The sequence below is a fragment of the Fictibacillus sp. Mic-4 genome (assembly GCF_049843615.1).
Classification (GTDB): domain Bacteria; phylum Bacillota; class Bacilli; order Bacillales; family Fictibacillaceae; genus Fictibacillus_A; species Fictibacillus_A gelatini.
This window is the reverse complement of record NZ_JBBHZM010000010.1, coordinates 1-16,906: the sequence shown is the minus strand read 5'-3', so window position 1 is coordinate 16,906 and position 16,906 is coordinate 1. Positions and strand designations below refer to the sequence as shown.

The 16,906-nt window shown below is 40.3% G+C and carries 14 protein-coding genes; 13 read left to right on the top strand and 1 reads right to left on the bottom strand.

Annotation, left to right across the window (positions count from 1 at the left end):
* Positions 1 to 5 precede the first annotated feature (5 nt).
* The 7 genes from WD019_RS08895 to ilvA all read left to right on the top strand — a co-directional run bounded on the left by WD019_RS08895 (position 6) and on the right by ilvA (position 8,946).
* Positions 6 to 1,454: a sigma-54 interaction domain-containing protein gene (locus WD019_RS08895; RefSeq protein ID WP_425711247.1), complete on the top strand. Its 1,449-nt coding sequence runs from the start codon at positions 6 to 8 to the stop codon at positions 1,452 to 1,454.
* A gap of 157 nt (positions 1,455 to 1,611) precedes the next feature.
* A complete protein-coding gene (gene putP / locus WD019_RS08890) occupies positions 1,612 to 3,075 on the top strand; it encodes a sodium/proline symporter PutP (RefSeq protein WP_425711246.1) in 1,464 nt (487 codons plus the stop codon).
* Between the two features lie 141 nt (positions 3,076 to 3,216).
* Positions 3,217 to 4,110 carry an AAA family ATPase gene (locus tag WD019_RS08885; protein WP_425711245.1) on the top strand — a complete coding sequence of 298 codons (894 nt, stop codon included), beginning with the start codon at positions 3,217 to 3,219 and terminating at the stop codon, positions 4,108 to 4,110.
* A 26-nt stretch (positions 4,111 to 4,136) separates the two neighbouring features.
* Positions 4,137 to 6,038 (top strand): vWA domain-containing protein, encoded by a 1,902-nt coding sequence (locus WD019_RS08880; RefSeq protein ID WP_425711244.1) that lies wholly within the window; start codon positions 4,137 to 4,139, stop codon positions 6,036 to 6,038.
* A gap of 21 nt (positions 6,039 to 6,059) precedes the next feature.
* Positions 6,060 to 7,013: a peptide-methionine (R)-S-oxide reductase MsrB gene (gene msrB, locus WD019_RS08875; protein WP_154657963.1), complete on the top strand. Its 954-nt coding sequence runs from the start codon at positions 6,060 to 6,062 to the stop codon at positions 7,011 to 7,013.
* A gap of 132 nt (positions 7,014 to 7,145) precedes the next feature.
* A complete protein-coding gene (locus tag WD019_RS08870; protein ID WP_026677654.1) occupies positions 7,146 to 7,574 on the top strand; it encodes a DUF2935 domain-containing protein in 429 nt (142 codons plus the stop codon).
* Between the two features lie 112 nt (positions 7,575 to 7,686).
* The gene (ilvA, locus tag WD019_RS08865; protein ID WP_425711243.1) at positions 7,687 to 8,946 is read left to right on the top strand and encodes a threonine ammonia-lyase IlvA; all 1,260 of its coding nucleotides are present in this window, start codon (positions 7,687 to 7,689) and stop codon (positions 8,944 to 8,946) included.
* A gap of 47 nt (positions 8,947 to 8,993) precedes the next feature.
* Here the strand turns inward: ilvA and deoD are convergent, their stop codons facing one another.
* Positions 8,994 to 9,701, bottom strand: coding sequence for a purine-nucleoside phosphorylase (gene deoD, locus WD019_RS08860; protein ID WP_026677652.1), 708 nt, complete (start codon positions 9,699 to 9,701; stop codon positions 8,994 to 8,996).
* Positions 9,702 to 9,965: 264 nt separating this feature from the next.
* Here deoD and WD019_RS08855 point away from each other — a divergent pair, with 264 nt between their 5' ends.
* From WD019_RS08855 to WD019_RS08830, 6 genes are all read left to right on the top strand, one after another.
* Positions 9,966 to 13,373 carry a hypothetical protein gene (locus WD019_RS08855; protein WP_425711242.1) on the top strand — a complete coding sequence of 1,136 codons (3,408 nt, stop codon included), beginning with the start codon at positions 9,966 to 9,968 and terminating at the stop codon, positions 13,371 to 13,373.
* Positions 13,374 to 13,422: 49 nt separating this feature from the next.
* Entirely contained in the window at positions 13,423 to 13,641 is a 219-nt protein-coding gene (locus WD019_RS08850; protein WP_425711297.1) for a (2Fe-2S)-binding protein, read from the top strand.
* 213 nt (positions 13,642 to 13,854) lie between these two features.
* On the top strand, positions 13,855 to 14,385 hold the full coding sequence (locus WD019_RS08845; protein WP_026677647.1) for a DUF2062 domain-containing protein: 531 nt from the start codon (positions 13,855 to 13,857) through the stop codon (positions 14,383 to 14,385).
* A 164-nt stretch (positions 14,386 to 14,549) separates the two neighbouring features.
* Positions 14,550 to 15,998 carry an alpha/beta hydrolase family protein gene (locus WD019_RS08840; protein ID WP_425711241.1) on the top strand — a complete coding sequence of 483 codons (1,449 nt, stop codon included), beginning with the start codon at positions 14,550 to 14,552 and terminating at the stop codon, positions 15,996 to 15,998.
* Between the two features lie 26 nt (positions 15,999 to 16,024).
* Positions 16,025 to 16,174 (top strand): hypothetical protein, encoded by a 150-nt coding sequence (locus tag WD019_RS08835; protein WP_154657959.1) that lies wholly within the window; start codon positions 16,025 to 16,027, stop codon positions 16,172 to 16,174.
* A gap of 310 nt (positions 16,175 to 16,484) precedes the next feature.
* On the top strand, positions 16,485 to 16,906 hold a 422-nt coding region (locus WD019_RS08830), incomplete at its 3' end, for a 2-oxoglutarate dehydrogenase E1 subunit family protein (protein ID WP_425711240.1).

The following is a 16,906-nucleotide window of genomic DNA, read 5'->3' as shown; positions in this document are numbered from 1 at the left end:
ATAAGATGTCAAGCATTGCTAAAATACAGGATTTCGCCCAGGAATGTGCGGATAATATAGCGAAAATCGCAGGACTTGATGTTTCAATCATTGATGAAAACAATATTCGCATTAGTGGGACTGGTTTCCATCGCCAGCTTATTGGAAAGCGTGTGCCCAGCGGCTCTTTTTTTGAAACGATTTTAAAAACCGGAAAGCCGGGCATGATTTTTGACAGGAGAGAAAATGGAGATAAGTGCAGCAACTGCATATTCAATGAACAGTGCACAGAGCTTGCGACGATCGGCTTTCCAATTTATAAAAACGGAAGATCAATAGGGGTAATCGGGTTTATTGGTTTTACACCGACACAACGAAAAATGATCGTGGAACATTCAAGCAGCTTGTCCAACTTTTTGCAAAACATTAGTTCGTTGTTGGAAAATAAATTAATGCTGCAAGAGATCAACGAGCCTGAAGATTGCCTCGTGCATGAAGCGGAAAATTATAAAAAGCCGTATACTTTCGATTCCATTATAGGCACGAATGAAAAATTGCTCGCGATAATCAAAAAAGCTAAGAAAATAGCGGATAGTCCTTCAACCGTTCTTATACGCGGAGAAAATGGAACGGGAAAAGAAATGCTTGCACAGGCGATCCATTATAATGGCAAGCGGGCGAAACAGCCGTTCATTTCAGTTAACTGTGGAGCGATTCCTGAACAATTAATTGAAAGTGAATTGTTCGGCTATGAAGGGGGAGCCTTTACCGGGGCGAACCGCAACGGGAAACCGGGGAAATTCGAATTGGCGGGTAGCGGAACGATTTTCCTCGATGAAATCGGTGATCTTCCTCTATCGGTCCAGCCGAAGCTTTTGCGGGTCTTGCAAGAGAAATGTTTCGAGAAGGTTGGAGGAAATCAATTGCTCCCGGTTCATGCAAGAGTGATGGCCGCGACTAATAAAAATCTGGAGAAAATGGTAAAAGAAGGGCGTTTTCGCGAAGATTTATACTATCGGATTAACGTTCTTCCGTTTACAATGATTCCGCTTCGGGAACGATTGAACGACATTCCGATGCTTCTTTCACATTTTATCAATAAATATAGCATCCTTTTAAATCGACAAGTACCGGAAATCAACGTTTGGCTAGAACAATGGCTAATGAATTATGACTGGCCAGGAAATATCAGGCAGTTAGAAAATGTAGTTGAATATATGATCAATATGAATGAGTCCGGATTGCTTGATTTTGACGATTTGCCGGATGATATGCAGTTAGAGGCAGAAAAATATTGCAACAGGGAAAGGGGCACAACGAGTTTAACAGAACTCCTTTCTCAATATGAACGAAACATACTGGTTAAGTTCGTGCCGAAAAACGCTGCAAGTATTGAGAAGGCCGAAGCCGCCAAAAAGCTAAATATAAGTTTAGCAACGCTTTACCGCAAATTGGAAAAATATGAACTTCAATAAAATAACGGTTAGCCTATAAAAAATTGGCTAACCGTTATTTTATATTCAGAATAATAAAAATACAACCAAAACTATAAAGATACTATATAATACAAATGTAAGCACTTTCGATAATTTGTCACAAATTTCAACAAGAATTGCAAAAGGGGGAGTACGAATGGAGATCGGAGTATTTATATCCATTGGAATCTATATGGCTGGTATGCTCTTAATTGGCTATTTTGCATACCGCAGAACGAGTAACTTGACGGATTATATGCTCGGCGGACGGGGGCTCGGGCCGGCAGTTACTGCATTAAGTGCAGGAGCTTCGGACATGAGCGGCTGGCTGTTGATGGGATTGCCTGGCGCGATGTATGCCCAGGGGTTAAGTGCAGGCTGGATCGTTGTCGGACTTTGTACGGGTGCTTACTTAAACTGGCTCTTTGTCGCGCCAAGATTACGTACGTATTCAGAAGTGGCAAACAACTCCATAACAATACCTGATTATTTTGACAATCGTTTTAAAGACGGGTCGAAGATTTTACGGGTGACTTCAGCATTAGTCATTTTTGTATTTTTTACATTTTACACGTCATCCGGAATGGTATCCGGCGGGGAACTATTCAAAACCGCATTTGGACTAGATTACAGATGGGGCATTTGGATTACAGCAAGTGTCGTCATTTTATACACGTTATTTGGCGGCTTCCTTGCCGTTAGTTGGACAGACTTCGTTCAAGGAACGATCATGTTTATCGCCTTAATATTAGTGCCGGTCGTTACGATCCTGCATGTTGGCGGTATTTCGACAACGTTCCATGAAATTCACTCCATTGATCCGAAACTGCTAGATGCCTTTAGAGGGACAAGCGTTATTGGCATTATTTCGTTGCTTGCATGGGGGCTCGGCTATTTCGGCCAGCCGCATATTATCGTCCGCTTTATGGCGATTAAATCAACGAAAGAAATTAAAAGCGCACGCCGGATCGGGATGGGCTGGATGATCTTCTCGATCGTAGGAGCGATGTTTACCGGCCTTATCGGCATTGCCTATTTTAATATGAAACACGGAAAGTTGAATAATCCGGAAACCGTATTTATTCAATTATCGGATATTTTGTTCCATCCGCTCATTACGGGATTTTTACTTGCGGCGATTTTAGCGGCGGTTATGAGTACGATTTCTTCACAATTGTTAGTGACTTCAAGCGCGTTGACGGAAGACTTTTACAAAGCGTTTATCCGTAAATCTGCATCCGATAAAGAGCTTGTCCTTGTTGGAAGATTGGCTGTTTTAGGCGTCTCGCTTATCGCGCTTCTCCTTGCTTTAAATCCAAATAAAACGATCCTTAGCCTTGTAGGGTATGCGTGGGCAGGATTTGGAGGAGCGTTTGGACCGGTTGTGCTTCTAAGCCTTTACTGGAGGCGCATGACAAAATGGGGAGCCCTTGCCGGAATGGTTGTCGGTGCCGTTACTGTTATCGTCTGGGATCAATTTAAAGCGCTTGATGCGATTTATGAAATTATCCCGGGATTCATCGCTTGTGCTATTGCGATTTTTATCGTGAGCTTATTGACTGCAAAACCATCGGATGAGATTGAAAAAGAATTCGATGATACTGTTCAAAAAACTGCATAAAAATACACGAAGCCTTTTTGCCCTTGCAAAGAGGCTTCTTTTTTGAGTAAGCACTCTTTTTTTGTCATTAGACCTGCCATTTAGTAAAATAGTGAGGAACGTTTATTCGTTAACAAACTCGGATTGTAGAAAGGGACGAAAATGGATTTCGAACACATTCAATTACCAGAAAAATTAAAAGAACAACTGAAGATCGAACGTAATGAACGTATCGATCATATTTCTTCTGATTATAAAGATTTTATTGGAAAACGGGGTTACTACCCGCCAGAACAAACGATTGTAACCGATGCATTAATCGCTTTATTAATGGGGAAAAATGTTTTATTAAAAGGACCAACGGGGTCAGGAAAAACGAAGCTCGCTGAATATTTGTCTTATTTGTTTTATCAACCTCTTCATTCCATTAATTGTTCCGTCGATTTAGATGCGGAAGCTTTATTAGGACATAAGACGTTAACGTATGAAAGCGGAGAAGCGGAAATCCGGTTCATTCCCGGACCTGTCACAAAGGCTGCGCAATTAGGCCATTTTTTGTATATCGATGAAATTAACATATCGAAACCGGAAACGTTGCCAATTTTAAATGGAATTTTAGATTACCGAAGAACGATTAGCAATCCGTTTACGGGTGAAGTGCTGAAAGCGAAAGAAGGGTTTAACGTGATTGCTGCGATCAATGAAGGCTATATTGGAACGGTTCCATTAAATGAAGCGTTGAAAAACCGGTTTGTCGTTATTGAAGTGCCGTATATTCAAGGAAGCATGTTAAAAGAAATGTTGAAGATGCACTCGAGACAAACGAATGAAGAGATGATCAATTCATTTGTCCGATTTTCAGCGGATTTAATCCAGCAAACAAAAGCGGGCCAATTATCCGAAGACGCCGCTTCGATCCGGGCGCTGCTCGATGCGTGTGATTTATCCGCCTTTATGCCCCCAAAGCGGGCGATCCAGCGGGCGATTGCCGATAAATTGGAGGATGACCGGGAAAAGGCGCTGATTCAAAATGTGGCGGATACATTGTTTGTGTAGAACTCTTGAGAGGGGAGGGGGGCTAATTGAAATTTCTTTCTTTCGCCGAAACGCATATTGATTCGTTTCTTCATATGCAATTAATTGACCTTGCCCGGACATTGTCGAAAGAGCCGTTAATGGATGTTGAATTTTCCTATCATTCCTATTTGGATAAAGAAACACCAACCATTCATGTCAGTCATTTTTGGAATCTTTATCCGAAGGACGTTCAATTCCACGGATTAAAAAGTGATGTCTACTTGCGAAGTTACGGTAACTATCATTTTACAGATTTAGAGCGGTTGCAAAGCGCCGCTTCAAAACTGTCAAAACGAATGAATGGTAAATTTTTGATCCATGTTCTATTGTTTGCTGAAGATCATCGGATAGAGAAGCTTTGTTTAAAACAGAGGCCGGGGACAGTTCATTCTTTTGACATACGAAAACAAATTTATCAAACGCATTATCACCGGCAATTTAAGAAGCATGTCGAAAGGAAGAAATGGCTAGATGCCTTTTTTTGCTTTATGGTATTGCTGGCGAATCAACGTTTTGCGCATTTGCCGGATTTTCTAAAACCATTTTATTTACAAATGAAAAAACCGTTATTTTTGCTTGAGCAAGCAGATAAGACGGAACAACTTATTCCGATTGTTGAACAAATTGAGGAAATCGTTAAAAAACATGGCTTTCAAGATATGGACTCTTCCTACCTATATTATGATAAATCATCCGCTTCAATTTCCGAGACGTTTGATGAGTTGACACGGAATAACGAGGCAGAGACGAATCAATCCATCGAGTTAAACGAAAAGAAAGAGGAGAGTGAGGAGACAAAAGAAAGGCTGCCAGGCTGGCATGAGGAAACATCTTCACCTCGTGAATCCTTTCTTCAATATGATATAGACCGGGGAACTTCGACAGATTTGCATGGCGAAGCAGCGAGGAAAGCGGAAACAGGAGACCAGGTATTTGGCTCTGTTCAGACAGGTTCACAGAAATCAAGACGTAACGAGTATTCAATCGAGCAACATCTTTCAAATCTCGACCAGCCCCAACCATCTGGAGAGGACTCTTGTTTTCCATATGGAGAAATTAATCGAAGCGTTGAAGAAAAGTGGGTAAAACCACGATCTTCTACGGAGCAAGAGCATGAACTTTATGATGAAATAAAGTCGCACGTTCAACCGTTTGTGAATCAATTGAAGCAAAGCTTTTTAAAAACGATCGAACATAAAAATAATGCGCCGCGGGGAGATTTGCATTTCGGTAGGTTAAGTAAAAAACTGACGCGAGTCATCACTGAGAAAAACCCGAGAATCTTTTATAAAAAACAAGAAAAAAGCCGGGAACTTGATGCTGTTTTTACACTATTAGTCGATTGTTCAGCGTCAATGTTTGACAAAATGGAAGAAACAAAGAAGGCCATTATCCTGTTTCATGAAACGTTAAAACACTTGCGTATTCCACATGGCATTACAGGATTTTGGGAAGACGCCGCAAGCGCCACTGAAAACAGGCAGCCGAATTACTTTCATGAAGTGATCTCGTTTCGGCATTCTTTATTGCCGCAAACCGGTCCGCAAATTCTTCAATTAGAGCCGGAAGAAGATAATCGCGACGGATACGCTATTAGAAGAATGGCGGAAGAGTTAATGAAATGTCCTGAAAAGCAAAAGTTTTTGATCGTTTTTTCCGATGGAGAACCCGCAGCATTCAATTACGAGGACCATGGTGTGCTAGATACGTATGAAGCGGTTTCCAATGCGAAAAAACAGGGAATAGAGACGCTCGGAATGTTTATTTCAGGCGGTGAAATTACCGAAAAAGACAGGGAATTAATGAAAAGCATCTACGGTCATCATCAAATGGTTGTTCCAAATGCTTCAGAGCTAGTAGACTATTTAATACCAGTACTCCGCAGGTTATTATATAAATTAACGTGAATTTTTAAGGAGGTTATGACGATGGATTTCGAAAAAGCAACATTTGCTGGCGGTTGTTTTTGGTGTATGGTAACCCCGTTTGAAGAAAGGCCGGGAATTCAGCAGGTCATATCAGGATATACTGGTGGCCATACGGAAAACCCAACGTATAAAGAAGTGTGCTCGAATGAAACCGGTCATTTTGAAGCGGTCCAAATTACGTTTGATCCCGCGGTCTTCCCTTATGAAAAACTGTTGGATATTTATTGGCAACAAATTGATCCAACGGATAGTGGCGGACAATTTTACGATCGCGGTTCTTCGTACCGGACAGCCATTTTTTATCACAACGAAGAACAAAAAAAGAAAGCTGAGGAATCGAAAAGGAAACTTGAAGAAAGCGGGCGCTTCGACCAGCCGATCGTAACCTTGATTTTGCCTGCTTCCACGTTTTATCCTGCCGAAGAATACCATCAGGATTATCATAAAAAAAATCCATTTCACTATAAACGATACCGGCAAGGATCAGGCAGGGATGCTTTTATTGAAAAGCATTGGGGCGAAAAAAGGAATCGCCAGGAGTTGAAGAAGCGGCTTTCGAAAATGCAATATGAAGTAACGCAAAACAATGCGACTGAACCGCCGTTTGAAAATGAGTATTGGGACAATAAACGAGAAGGGATTTATGTTGATATCGTTTCAGGAAAGCCATTGTTTAGTTCGCTTGATAAATTTGATTCAGGATGTGGCTGGCCGAGCTTTACGAAACCGCTTCATGAAACGGAGATTAAAGAGAAAACCGACTTTAGCCATGGGATGATTCGCACAGAAGTACGAAGCAAAAGTGCGGATTCCCACCTCGGGCACGTCTTCCACGACGGACCAAGAGATAAAGGCGGCCTGCGCTATTGCATTAACTCAGCGGCTCTTAAATTTATCCCAAAAGAGGATCTTGAAAAAGAAGGGTATAAAGAGTATTTAAGCTTATTTAAATAAGTAGAAAAGGTGTCATCTGCTGCGATGACACCTTTTTTGCGAAGTTTATTGTGAGGATGGAAAATCATAGGGACTATCGATTTTGAACAGAATGGTAGTGATAAAAAAATGGACGACTAAGGAGAGGGTACGGTGCAATATTATTATGGGACACAAATGCCCTTAAGAGTTCTAGATGAAGCGGAATTTTGGAAACGTCAGGAAGAGGAACATACCGTCGTCATTCGGGAACTCGTGCATGGACTCGAGGCGGAATATGTGAACGGATTAAAAGAATGGGAAAAAGTATTTGTATTAACCTATCAAAGAGTGGTGAGCATGATGGAAACCGTGATCCGCTCCGGCAACAACCTTACGCCAGCTCTTTATCAGGATGTGATGAACCTTGTATCCTATTGCATGCAGCAAAGCGGGCAGTTTATCGACTTTTGCAACCGGTTAATGAATGAAAGCAGGCCAATTCAAGCCAACTCAACAGCAAAAGTCGTTCTTAAGCATATTATTGATGAATCCGAATACTTTATCGGAATTGCGCGAACCATTTTATACCAGCAACATTAAACATATTGTGAACAAAACGAGATATTTTATAAAATATCTCGTTTTCCTATTGAAAGTTAGGCAACGTATGATACAATAAATTTTAAAATTCTAACAATAAGGGATGACAGACATGACGAAAGTATTAAGCAAGGTTCGGATCGAAGACATAGTAATCGCAAATCAAGTATTAAAGGATGTGGTAGATCAGACACCATTGCAAAAAAATGAAATTTTATCCAATCGGTATAACTGTAATGTATTTATAAAAAGAGAGGACCTTCAAATCATAAGGTCATTTAAAATAAGAGGTGCCTATAATTTTATCCATAGCTTAACTGAAGAAGAGCGGCAAAATGGAGTCGTTTGCGCCAGTGCAGGCAATCATGCGCAGGGTGTTGCGTACTCTTGTAAAACGCTTGGCATTAAAGGGAAAATTTTTATGCCGTCCACAACACCAAGGCAAAAAGTTTCACAAGTGAATTTATTTGGGGGTTCATTTGTTGAAGTAATATTAACAGGGGATACATTTGATGACTCTTATAATAAAGCGATAGAATACTGTGTGCTAGAAAACATGACCTTTATTCATCCCTTTGATGATTACCGTACGATCATTGGACAGGGAACCGTAGGCCTTGAAATCATGAACGATATGGATGAACATTTAGACTTTCTTTTTGTGGGGATAGGAGGCGGAGGCCTTGCGTCCGGCGTCGGTTCCTATATTAAAAGCATAAGCCCTGATACGAAAGTCATCGGAGTTGAACCCGAGGGAGCACCGGGAATGAAGCGGTCGGTTGAGGAAGATACCGTCGTTTCCCTTGATAAAATTGATAAATTTGTTGACGGGGCCGCTGTCAAACAGGTCGGCGAGTTAACGTTTGATATTTGCAAAGAAGTGCTTGATGATATTATAGAAGTTCCTGAAGGCAAAATTTGCACGACCATCCTCGATCTTTATAATGAAAACGCAATTGTAGCAGAACCTGCAGGCGCACTTTCTATTGCGGCATTGGAATTTTTCAAGGATCAAATCAGGGGTAAAAATGTTGTGTGTGTGCTGAGCGGAGGCAATAATGACATCGATAGGATGCAGGAAATTAAAGAACGTTCGCTCATCTATGAAGGCTTGAAACACTATTTTATCGTTAACTTCCCGCAGCGTGCAGGTGCCTTACGAGAATTTATGCATGAAGTGCTTGGAGAAGAGGACGATATTACACGGTTCGAATACACGAAGAGAAACAACCGCGATAAAGGGCCAGTATTAGTCGGAATTGAATTAAAGCATAAGGAAGACTACTTTCCATTAATTGAACGAATGGACAAAAAAGGCTTCTCCTATATTGAAATCAATAAGGATCCATATTTATTTAATCTATTAATTTGACAGTAATGAACCTCAGGTGAGAACAATCCGCCTGAGGTTCATTGTTTCTATTCGCTAATTGCTGCTTCTAAAGCCATTTCGATCATATCGTTAAACGTTGTTTGGCGCTCTTCAGCCGTCGTTTCTTCCCCTGTGAAAATATGGTCGCTCACCGTTAAGATCGATAATGCATGAACGCCGTATTTTGCCGCCAATGTATAAAGGGCGGTCGTTTCCATTTCTACCGCAAGGACGCCATACTCGGCTAATTTTTTCATAATATCTATATTGTCTCGATAAAATACATCCGAAGAAAACACATTGCCGACCCGGATATGCAAACCTTTTTCGACGCCTGCTTCATATGCTTTTTTCAATAAATCGAAATTGGCGCATGGGGCAAAGTCAAATCCGGGAAATGTTTGGCGATTAATATTCGAGTCGGTCGTGGACGTCATCGCAATAATGACATCACGAACTTTTACATCTTTTTGAATTGCTCCGCATGTGCCGACACGGAATAATTTTTTTACTCCGTATTCACGGATCAACTCATTGACGTATATCGAAATAGAAGGAAGTCCCATACCCGTTCCTTGAACGGAAACCCGTTTTCCTTTATATGTACCTGTAAACCCTAACATGCCGCGAACGTTATTATAACAATCGGCATCTTTTAAAAACGTTTCGGCAATATATTTTGCGCGAAGAGGATCTCCCGGCAGCAATATGCTTTCTGCAATTTCACCTTGCTTGGCACCAATATGTACACTCATCATAAACCGCTATCTACTGGTCAGACAGCGGCATTCACCTCCTAGAAATCATTTCATCCTTTTTATTTTAATCGAACAAAAAAGACATGACAATTTTTATCATGCGGATCAAACGTACAACTCATTCGTTGAGTTGTAAAATTCGTGCCACGCCTTTAAGTGAACCTATGTTTGGTACTAGAAAAAGATAGTACTTACTTTCATGAACTTTCCATTGTATCATTTACGTAAATCATAGGGGGGCAATGAAAGGTGGGAGGCTTCATGAAGATTCTTTCGCGAGAAGAACGCCAGCTTGTTTTTAAAGAAGAGCTGCAATTGTTAAAAATTCAAGGCTTTATAACAATAGAAGTATATAAACAGGTGCTAGAAGCACAAAAGCGGCTTTACGAAAAAGCGTATGAAGAAGAACAGGCCGCCAGAAAGGCTTTGCCTGATCTAATGGTTCAAGCTCCGGCAGCAAAAGAAACTGTGCCTGTAAAAGAAAAGCGACGAGTGACTCCGGAGCAAATTCGTGAACGAAATATTATATGGGCGCTAAACATCGGTGTTCTTTTATTATTAATCGGCGGGCTTTTTGTCGCTACAAGCAATTGGTCTTCGATGTCGGGCATGATGAAAAGCGGATCGATTTTGTCAGTCGCTCTTTTGTTTTTCGGCATTGCCTTTTTAGCCGAGCGTATTTTGCATATTAAGAAAACATCGTTTGCATTTTTAGTTCTTGGCAGTTTGTTTTTGCCGATTTTTATTGTATCGATTGGCTGGTTTAAGGTTTTAGGACCATATTTATCGTTTTTCGGAGAAGGCCGTTACCTTTTAGGCTTTATTGGTTCGGCCGCTATTTTGCCTGTATATGTTTCATTTGCCACGTTTATAAAATCGCGTTTATTTGTCTGGTTCTCGTTCGTTTCATTAAGTTTCTCACTTGCATTTTTCGTCGCTTCATTTCAAATGCCGGTCGATGGATTTTATTTAGGTTTGATGATCGGCAACGGGTTGTTGATGATCGGCTACCATTGGTTCAAAAAACGCCCGCAATATGCGCTATTTACAAAAGAATTTATTTATTTTGTCCAGGGAAATTTAATTCTCTCGACACTTTTCATGTTATTCATATACAAAAACGGGCTTTTTCAAGGATTCAATATCTGGTTAACGGCGATCCTCTACTTATCGATGATCTACGTTTTAAGACAAAAAGAATATCATTTTGTCTTTAGTGCCATGGTTGTTTATGGGGCCTACCAGGTTATTGAAAATATCGGCTTAAATGAATGGGGAGCGATTTTCTATGCACTGATCGGCATTGTATTTCTCATCGTTCCGAATGTCATCAATGATGAGTTTAAATTAAAGAAAGCTTTTCGCTATACAAGTTCAATCGTTTCGGCATGTGCTTTTATATATATCAGTTTAAAAGGGATTTTAATAAACGGAAGCGAACCATCATTGCCGCTCCTTCTGGCTTATTTCATCATTGCCATTCATTTTACGTATTTGGCAAATCACATTCCTTTTCCATTGTTTCGTTACTTGAGCCCTGTTTTTATAACAGCGGGGTTGTTCGAAGGAGTCTCGCTCGCCAGCTCACTAATTGATGTTGAAACTGTTATATGGCCGCTCTTTATCAGCGGGGTGCTCCTGTTTCTATTGGTCGGTTATCAACTGAAATTTTCGCAGCTTAAGCCCATTCAGCAAAGCTCTCGAGATGTTTCGGCAGGTGTCATGATCTTTTCTCTCATGCTTTCAGGCCTGCTATTAAAGCAATGGGAAGTTGGCGTTATGCTTCTATTGTTTGGCGCTTGCTCGCTTTTAATATACAAGGTTGATCAAAGAAGGATTTATCAAATGGGGTTGCCGTGGGTGATTCCGTTATCCTGGGGAGTTGCGTTTATTTCAATAATGGAAGAGTTCAGCCAAAGATCTTCCTTTTATCGGGAACATTTTGGTGTAACGTTTCATCTCGTTACTGGAAGCTTCGTTTTATTTATTTGTCATTTTGGATGGGATAAATGGAAGCAAACGAAAGTGGCACAATCCTCATTTTATCTTGCGGTTGGCTTTTACACGATGGCAATATTGGCTGCACTAACATTTCCGATCAATGCGATGTGGGCTCGTCCACTAGTGATGGCTTTAGGGATCGGGATGTACAGCTATTGTTATCGGAAATTAAAGTTTGATTTCATTGCTTATGCCACCAGCATTACAACGTTAGCAACCTATTTGGCGATTCTTTATGCCGTCGGGCGAAATGACCATCTTATTGGTGTTGCGGAGTCTTGTCAGTTAGAAGTTGGAGCGCTTCTATTATTCGCTATCGGCTGGAAGTTAAAACAAAAACCGGTACTGCAAAGAAGCTTCTGGTTGACGGCACATGGCTATTTGCCGCTCGCCATTTTGTTAACTATTCTTTTCAATGGGGAAATAGCCGTATGGGGTCTGGGCCTTTCTGTATTGATCTATGCCTATTCGACCTATATCGCCCGTACGGAGTGGGTCATAAAAGTTTTATTATATAGCGCATTGACAACACTATTTTCAACCATTTTTACCGCTTTCATTTTCGGGGATCTATTTAACAGATTACATTATTCTTTTTGTTTAACAACCCTTTTCATTTTTATTTTTTGGCTCGTTTCATCAAAAGTGTGGAAAAAGAGAATCACCTATTATTTTGTTCCGTTTGCACTTATTAGTATTTTAGTCTCGACGGTCACACCGTTCTTCGATGAGGTGGTATATGTTGTCATTCTTGGCATGACAGCTTGTTTAGCAGTCCTTCTCCATCAAATGAAATGGGATGTCATTGTTGTAGTCCCTTGTGGGTTTCTTTTCATTGCTACAATACTCGGGTTGAATGACTTCGGATTCGATCCAGGGCTAAACTTTTTACTTGTTGCCTGTTTGGGTGCCGTTCTATTAGTGATTGGCCGGCTACTTTATAAAAAAATTGTTGAGTTTGAAAATGGGTTGCTAAAAATGCTTGACGGCTATACGATCATCGGATTTGTCCATTTCGTCTACTTGTATTTGATCCAACCGGATATGATTTGGGCGAAGGCTCTGCCTGGAATATTCATTTCCGTTGCCATATGGCTGCAAACCAACCGGCTGCCTCTGAAATGTTCAAGATGGATCACTGTTCTATCTGCAGCTTATTTATTGCAGCCGTATTATTCCATTATCAGGGCCATCAATATACCTGATCTTATCGCGAGAGAAGTCTATGTCCTGCCGTGGGTCATATTGACGATTTTCTTAAGAATGTATATCGGTAAAAGCGCTAAGCTTATTGTAAAACGTACTGAATGGTCGATTCTTCTTATCGTATCACTGTTGTTAATCCAGGACGGTTTAGAAAGCTCAACGATTTATGATGCGTTGATCATCGGAACTTTATCGCTTTTGGCGTTACTTGCGGGGATGTTTTTCAGAATGAAATCTTACTTTTTCATCGGTTCAGGGGTGCTGTTGTTAAATGTATTTTTACAGACACGTCCGTATTGGGGAAACCTTCCATGGTGGGCGTATTTGCTCATTGCCGGTTCGATATTGATTCTTGTTGCCAGCCTTAATGAATGGCATAAGCAAAAAAGCAGCAAGGGAGAACGGACGGTGATCCATTGGTTGAAAAAGAACATCATTGAAAAGTTGAAGCGCTGGGATTAATAAGCCCTTATCAGAAGAGGAATACGCGAATGTTTTTTGGAGGAAATAGATAGATGCGTTCGTCGAAAATTGGGCGATCCAGTGCGGCTATTGCACGCCAGGATTTATTATGAATGGGTTTGCGTTGTTGAATGAACACCCAAATCCGGACAGTGAGACGATTAACGACTGGCTGAGCGGGAATCTTTGCCGATGCATGGGCTATGCGGAAATAAAGGCAGCCATAAAGTCCGTTATGACGTCCGATCATGCTGAAAAATCTTCATGACTGGCTTGTTGATGCTGACCTAAAAAGCACTTTTTGGGTCAGCCTTTTTTAAAGGTTATACTCATGTACGTTGACAATTATGCCGTCCAACAGTTACAGTTAAATTAAAGAAAAATAAGGATATTAAGGTGGATGGAACTTGAGGATTTGCACACAATTTTCAATTAATGGTGAAATTTCAGAAGCTGCCTTTCGCAAAGAGGGGGCATGCTAATGCATAAACAGACCAATAAGTACAACTTTATCCAAAGATTATATAGAGCTTTTCGATTAAACATCATTAAATTGCTTCGATCACCGGGTGGAGCAAGGAAAGTTTCATTGGGATTTGCAATTGGCTTCGGTTTAGAAATGGTTGTCATTTCAAGCGCCGCACTTGTTTATCTTCTCTTTTACCCCATTGTACGTCTTTCCGGAGGTTCATTTCCTGCAGCCATCATTGGCAACGTGATTGGCAAGTTATCATTTCTTCCTGTTATTTTATTACCGTTTGCAAAAAAACTAGGAGGGTGGATCTATCCTTCAAGAAATCGAGGTTCTGGCATTCATAAACACTCGATTTTAGAAATTTTCTCCGGCAATTTTGATGTGTTAAAAGATTTGTTGCACGGTGGTCTCCATGTCTTAATCGGTATGACAATCTTTGGAATTGTTCTCGGATTTGCTTCTTATTTTCCCGTTTATTATTTATACGAGAAACAGAGACAGCGCCGGATGAACAAAAAAAATTCAATCCCATTATAAAAACAGTTAATTTTGGCATTCAACGTTTAAAAGGTGTACCATTATGTGGTATACCTTTTTTCGATTGGCACTATCATAGTAAAAGAACATCCTATAACGAGGTGTTTACCATTCGCCGTTTAGAGATATTGTTTATTTTGCTGCTTATGATGACGGAATGTAGTTTGTTTTTTTCTGTTCATTCAGTAGGGACCAGCATCCTTTCTATCATTACAGTTACTGTCATGATTTTGCAGTTCATACTGGAAGGATACCGCTGGCAAATGCTGCCTTCAAATTTGACGGCATGCCTGTTTTTGATCGTAACGATCGGTAAAATCAATTGGCCACATCCATTGTTTGTTGTTGGATGGCTTCTAGGTGGTCTATCGATTGGTTTTACTCTTATAACTGCTTTAGGACTCCCGGTAATTCGGTGGCCAAAAGCGAGCGGACCTTATTCGGTCGGAACGACAACGATTGAATTAACTGATGGCAGCAGAAACGAAACGTTTGCTAATGGGAAGGGACCGCGAAGGCTAACAATCGAAGCCTGGTATCCGGCACTTCGCGATTTAAATGTAAATCGGGCATCTTATTTAGACCCGCATGATGGCATCGCTCGAGCTTTGGCAAAATTTCTGAACCTTCCTTCGTTTGTTTTTACCCATCTTTCTTTAATCAAAACTAATTCTTTTATAGATGCTAAAATTTTAAGGAAAGAGGGCCCGTTCCCCGTTTTGATTTATTCGCACGGATTCTACGGATATACAAAACAAAATACGGTGTTAATAGAGGAGTTGGTCAGTCATGGTTATATTGTATTGAGCATTTCACATCCATACGAATCGCTTGCGGTTAAATTTCCTTCAGGAAGGGTCGTTACATATGATGAAGAATGGTTTATCCAATCAATTGAGGAAGATCAGCGAACAAAATCACTTGTCAATCACTATTTAAAGTGCCATGAGATGAAAGAAAAGGAGAAACTATTAAAGCAAATCGTGGAAAACTCGCCGCTAGCAGGGAAAAGCTTAACCATTTGGACGGAAGACACACGTTTTGTCATCGGCCAATTGCAAGTTCTTAATGATGATCCTCATTGCAGATTGTATCAATCGATCGATTATACAAAAATCGGACTATTCGGCTTTTCGTTTGGCGGGACGACGGCAACACAGGTAAGTATGATAGATGACCGAATTCGTGCGGGAATTGATATGGACGGGCTTCAATACGGCAAGCTATTCGGTCACTCCCTTTCCGTCCCTTTTATGTTTATGGAAAGCAGTTCATTTAAAGGACAAAATGACCCGTATTATTGCAAAACAAAAAACAATGCTTATCGTGTGAATGTTAAAAAAACAGGGCATTTTAACTTTACCGATTTCTCGCTGCTTATGCCTATTTTAAAACTATTTCGATTTTTTGAAGCGAAAGAGAATAGGAGATTAGGTCCGATTGATGGAAAAAGAATGATTTGCCTTACAAATGATTATATTCTTTCCTTTTTTAATGTTTATTTAAAAGGAGAAGATAAAACGAAATTAATGAGGCTCTCTAATCAATATCCGGAAGCCAAAATGGACATGAGAAGCGATTTGTATTCTTCTTCAAAAAATGAATCATATTAAGAGTAATGAAAAGGGGGTGTCATGTAATGGTGAAGGATCCGCGGCAGGGAAGGGAAGAAGAGATGGTACAAAATGTTCAAGAGTTCTCGAAAAATTCACTGCATTCAGCAAAAAAGAAAGCATCAGCAAATGATCCCGAATACATAAACATCTATTGGGACGAATGGCATGAATAGATATTCCTATTTTAAGAAGCACAGCAATATTTAAATTATTGATGCGCTTCTTTTATATTTACAGGTAAAAAATGATAAACTAGAGGATGGATTGTTGTCAAAAATTGTAGGAAGTTGTCCAAAAATCGAATAAAAATATAAAAAATACGATTATATCTCTTGATTACTCACCGTAATGGGTCTATATTTCTATATGGATAAGAAGTTTTTAGTAGTACGCGTTTATAATGAAAACATTTGTATTATGTTTTAACTTCTTAGAACTTCCTCAAAAACACTAGCTAAATAAACGCAGTTGGAGGTATCAAAAATGAACACTAATCGGCCAAATACTCCGAACCAGTGGGAGGAGTTTTACGGTCCTAACCTCGGATACGTCATTGAACTGTATGAGCAGTACAAGGACGATCCAGATTCCGTTGACCCCACATTCAAAGAATTATTTGAACAATGGGGAGCGCCAGCGCTAACAAGGGAAAATGACAATGCCGGAGTGATTCAAGCCGCAGGAATCACTGAAGCGGATATGATGAAAGTTGCTTCTGCTTTGAAATTAATGGAAAATATTCGTGCATATGGTCATTTGAGTGCGGAAATTTATCCGTTTGATGTGAAACGCCAAAAGAAAACGGAATTTCTTAATCCTGCTACATATGGATTAACGGAAAATGATCTACAATCCATTTCAGCAAAAATTCTCTGGTCGGATGCACCGAGTGATGTAAAAACTGG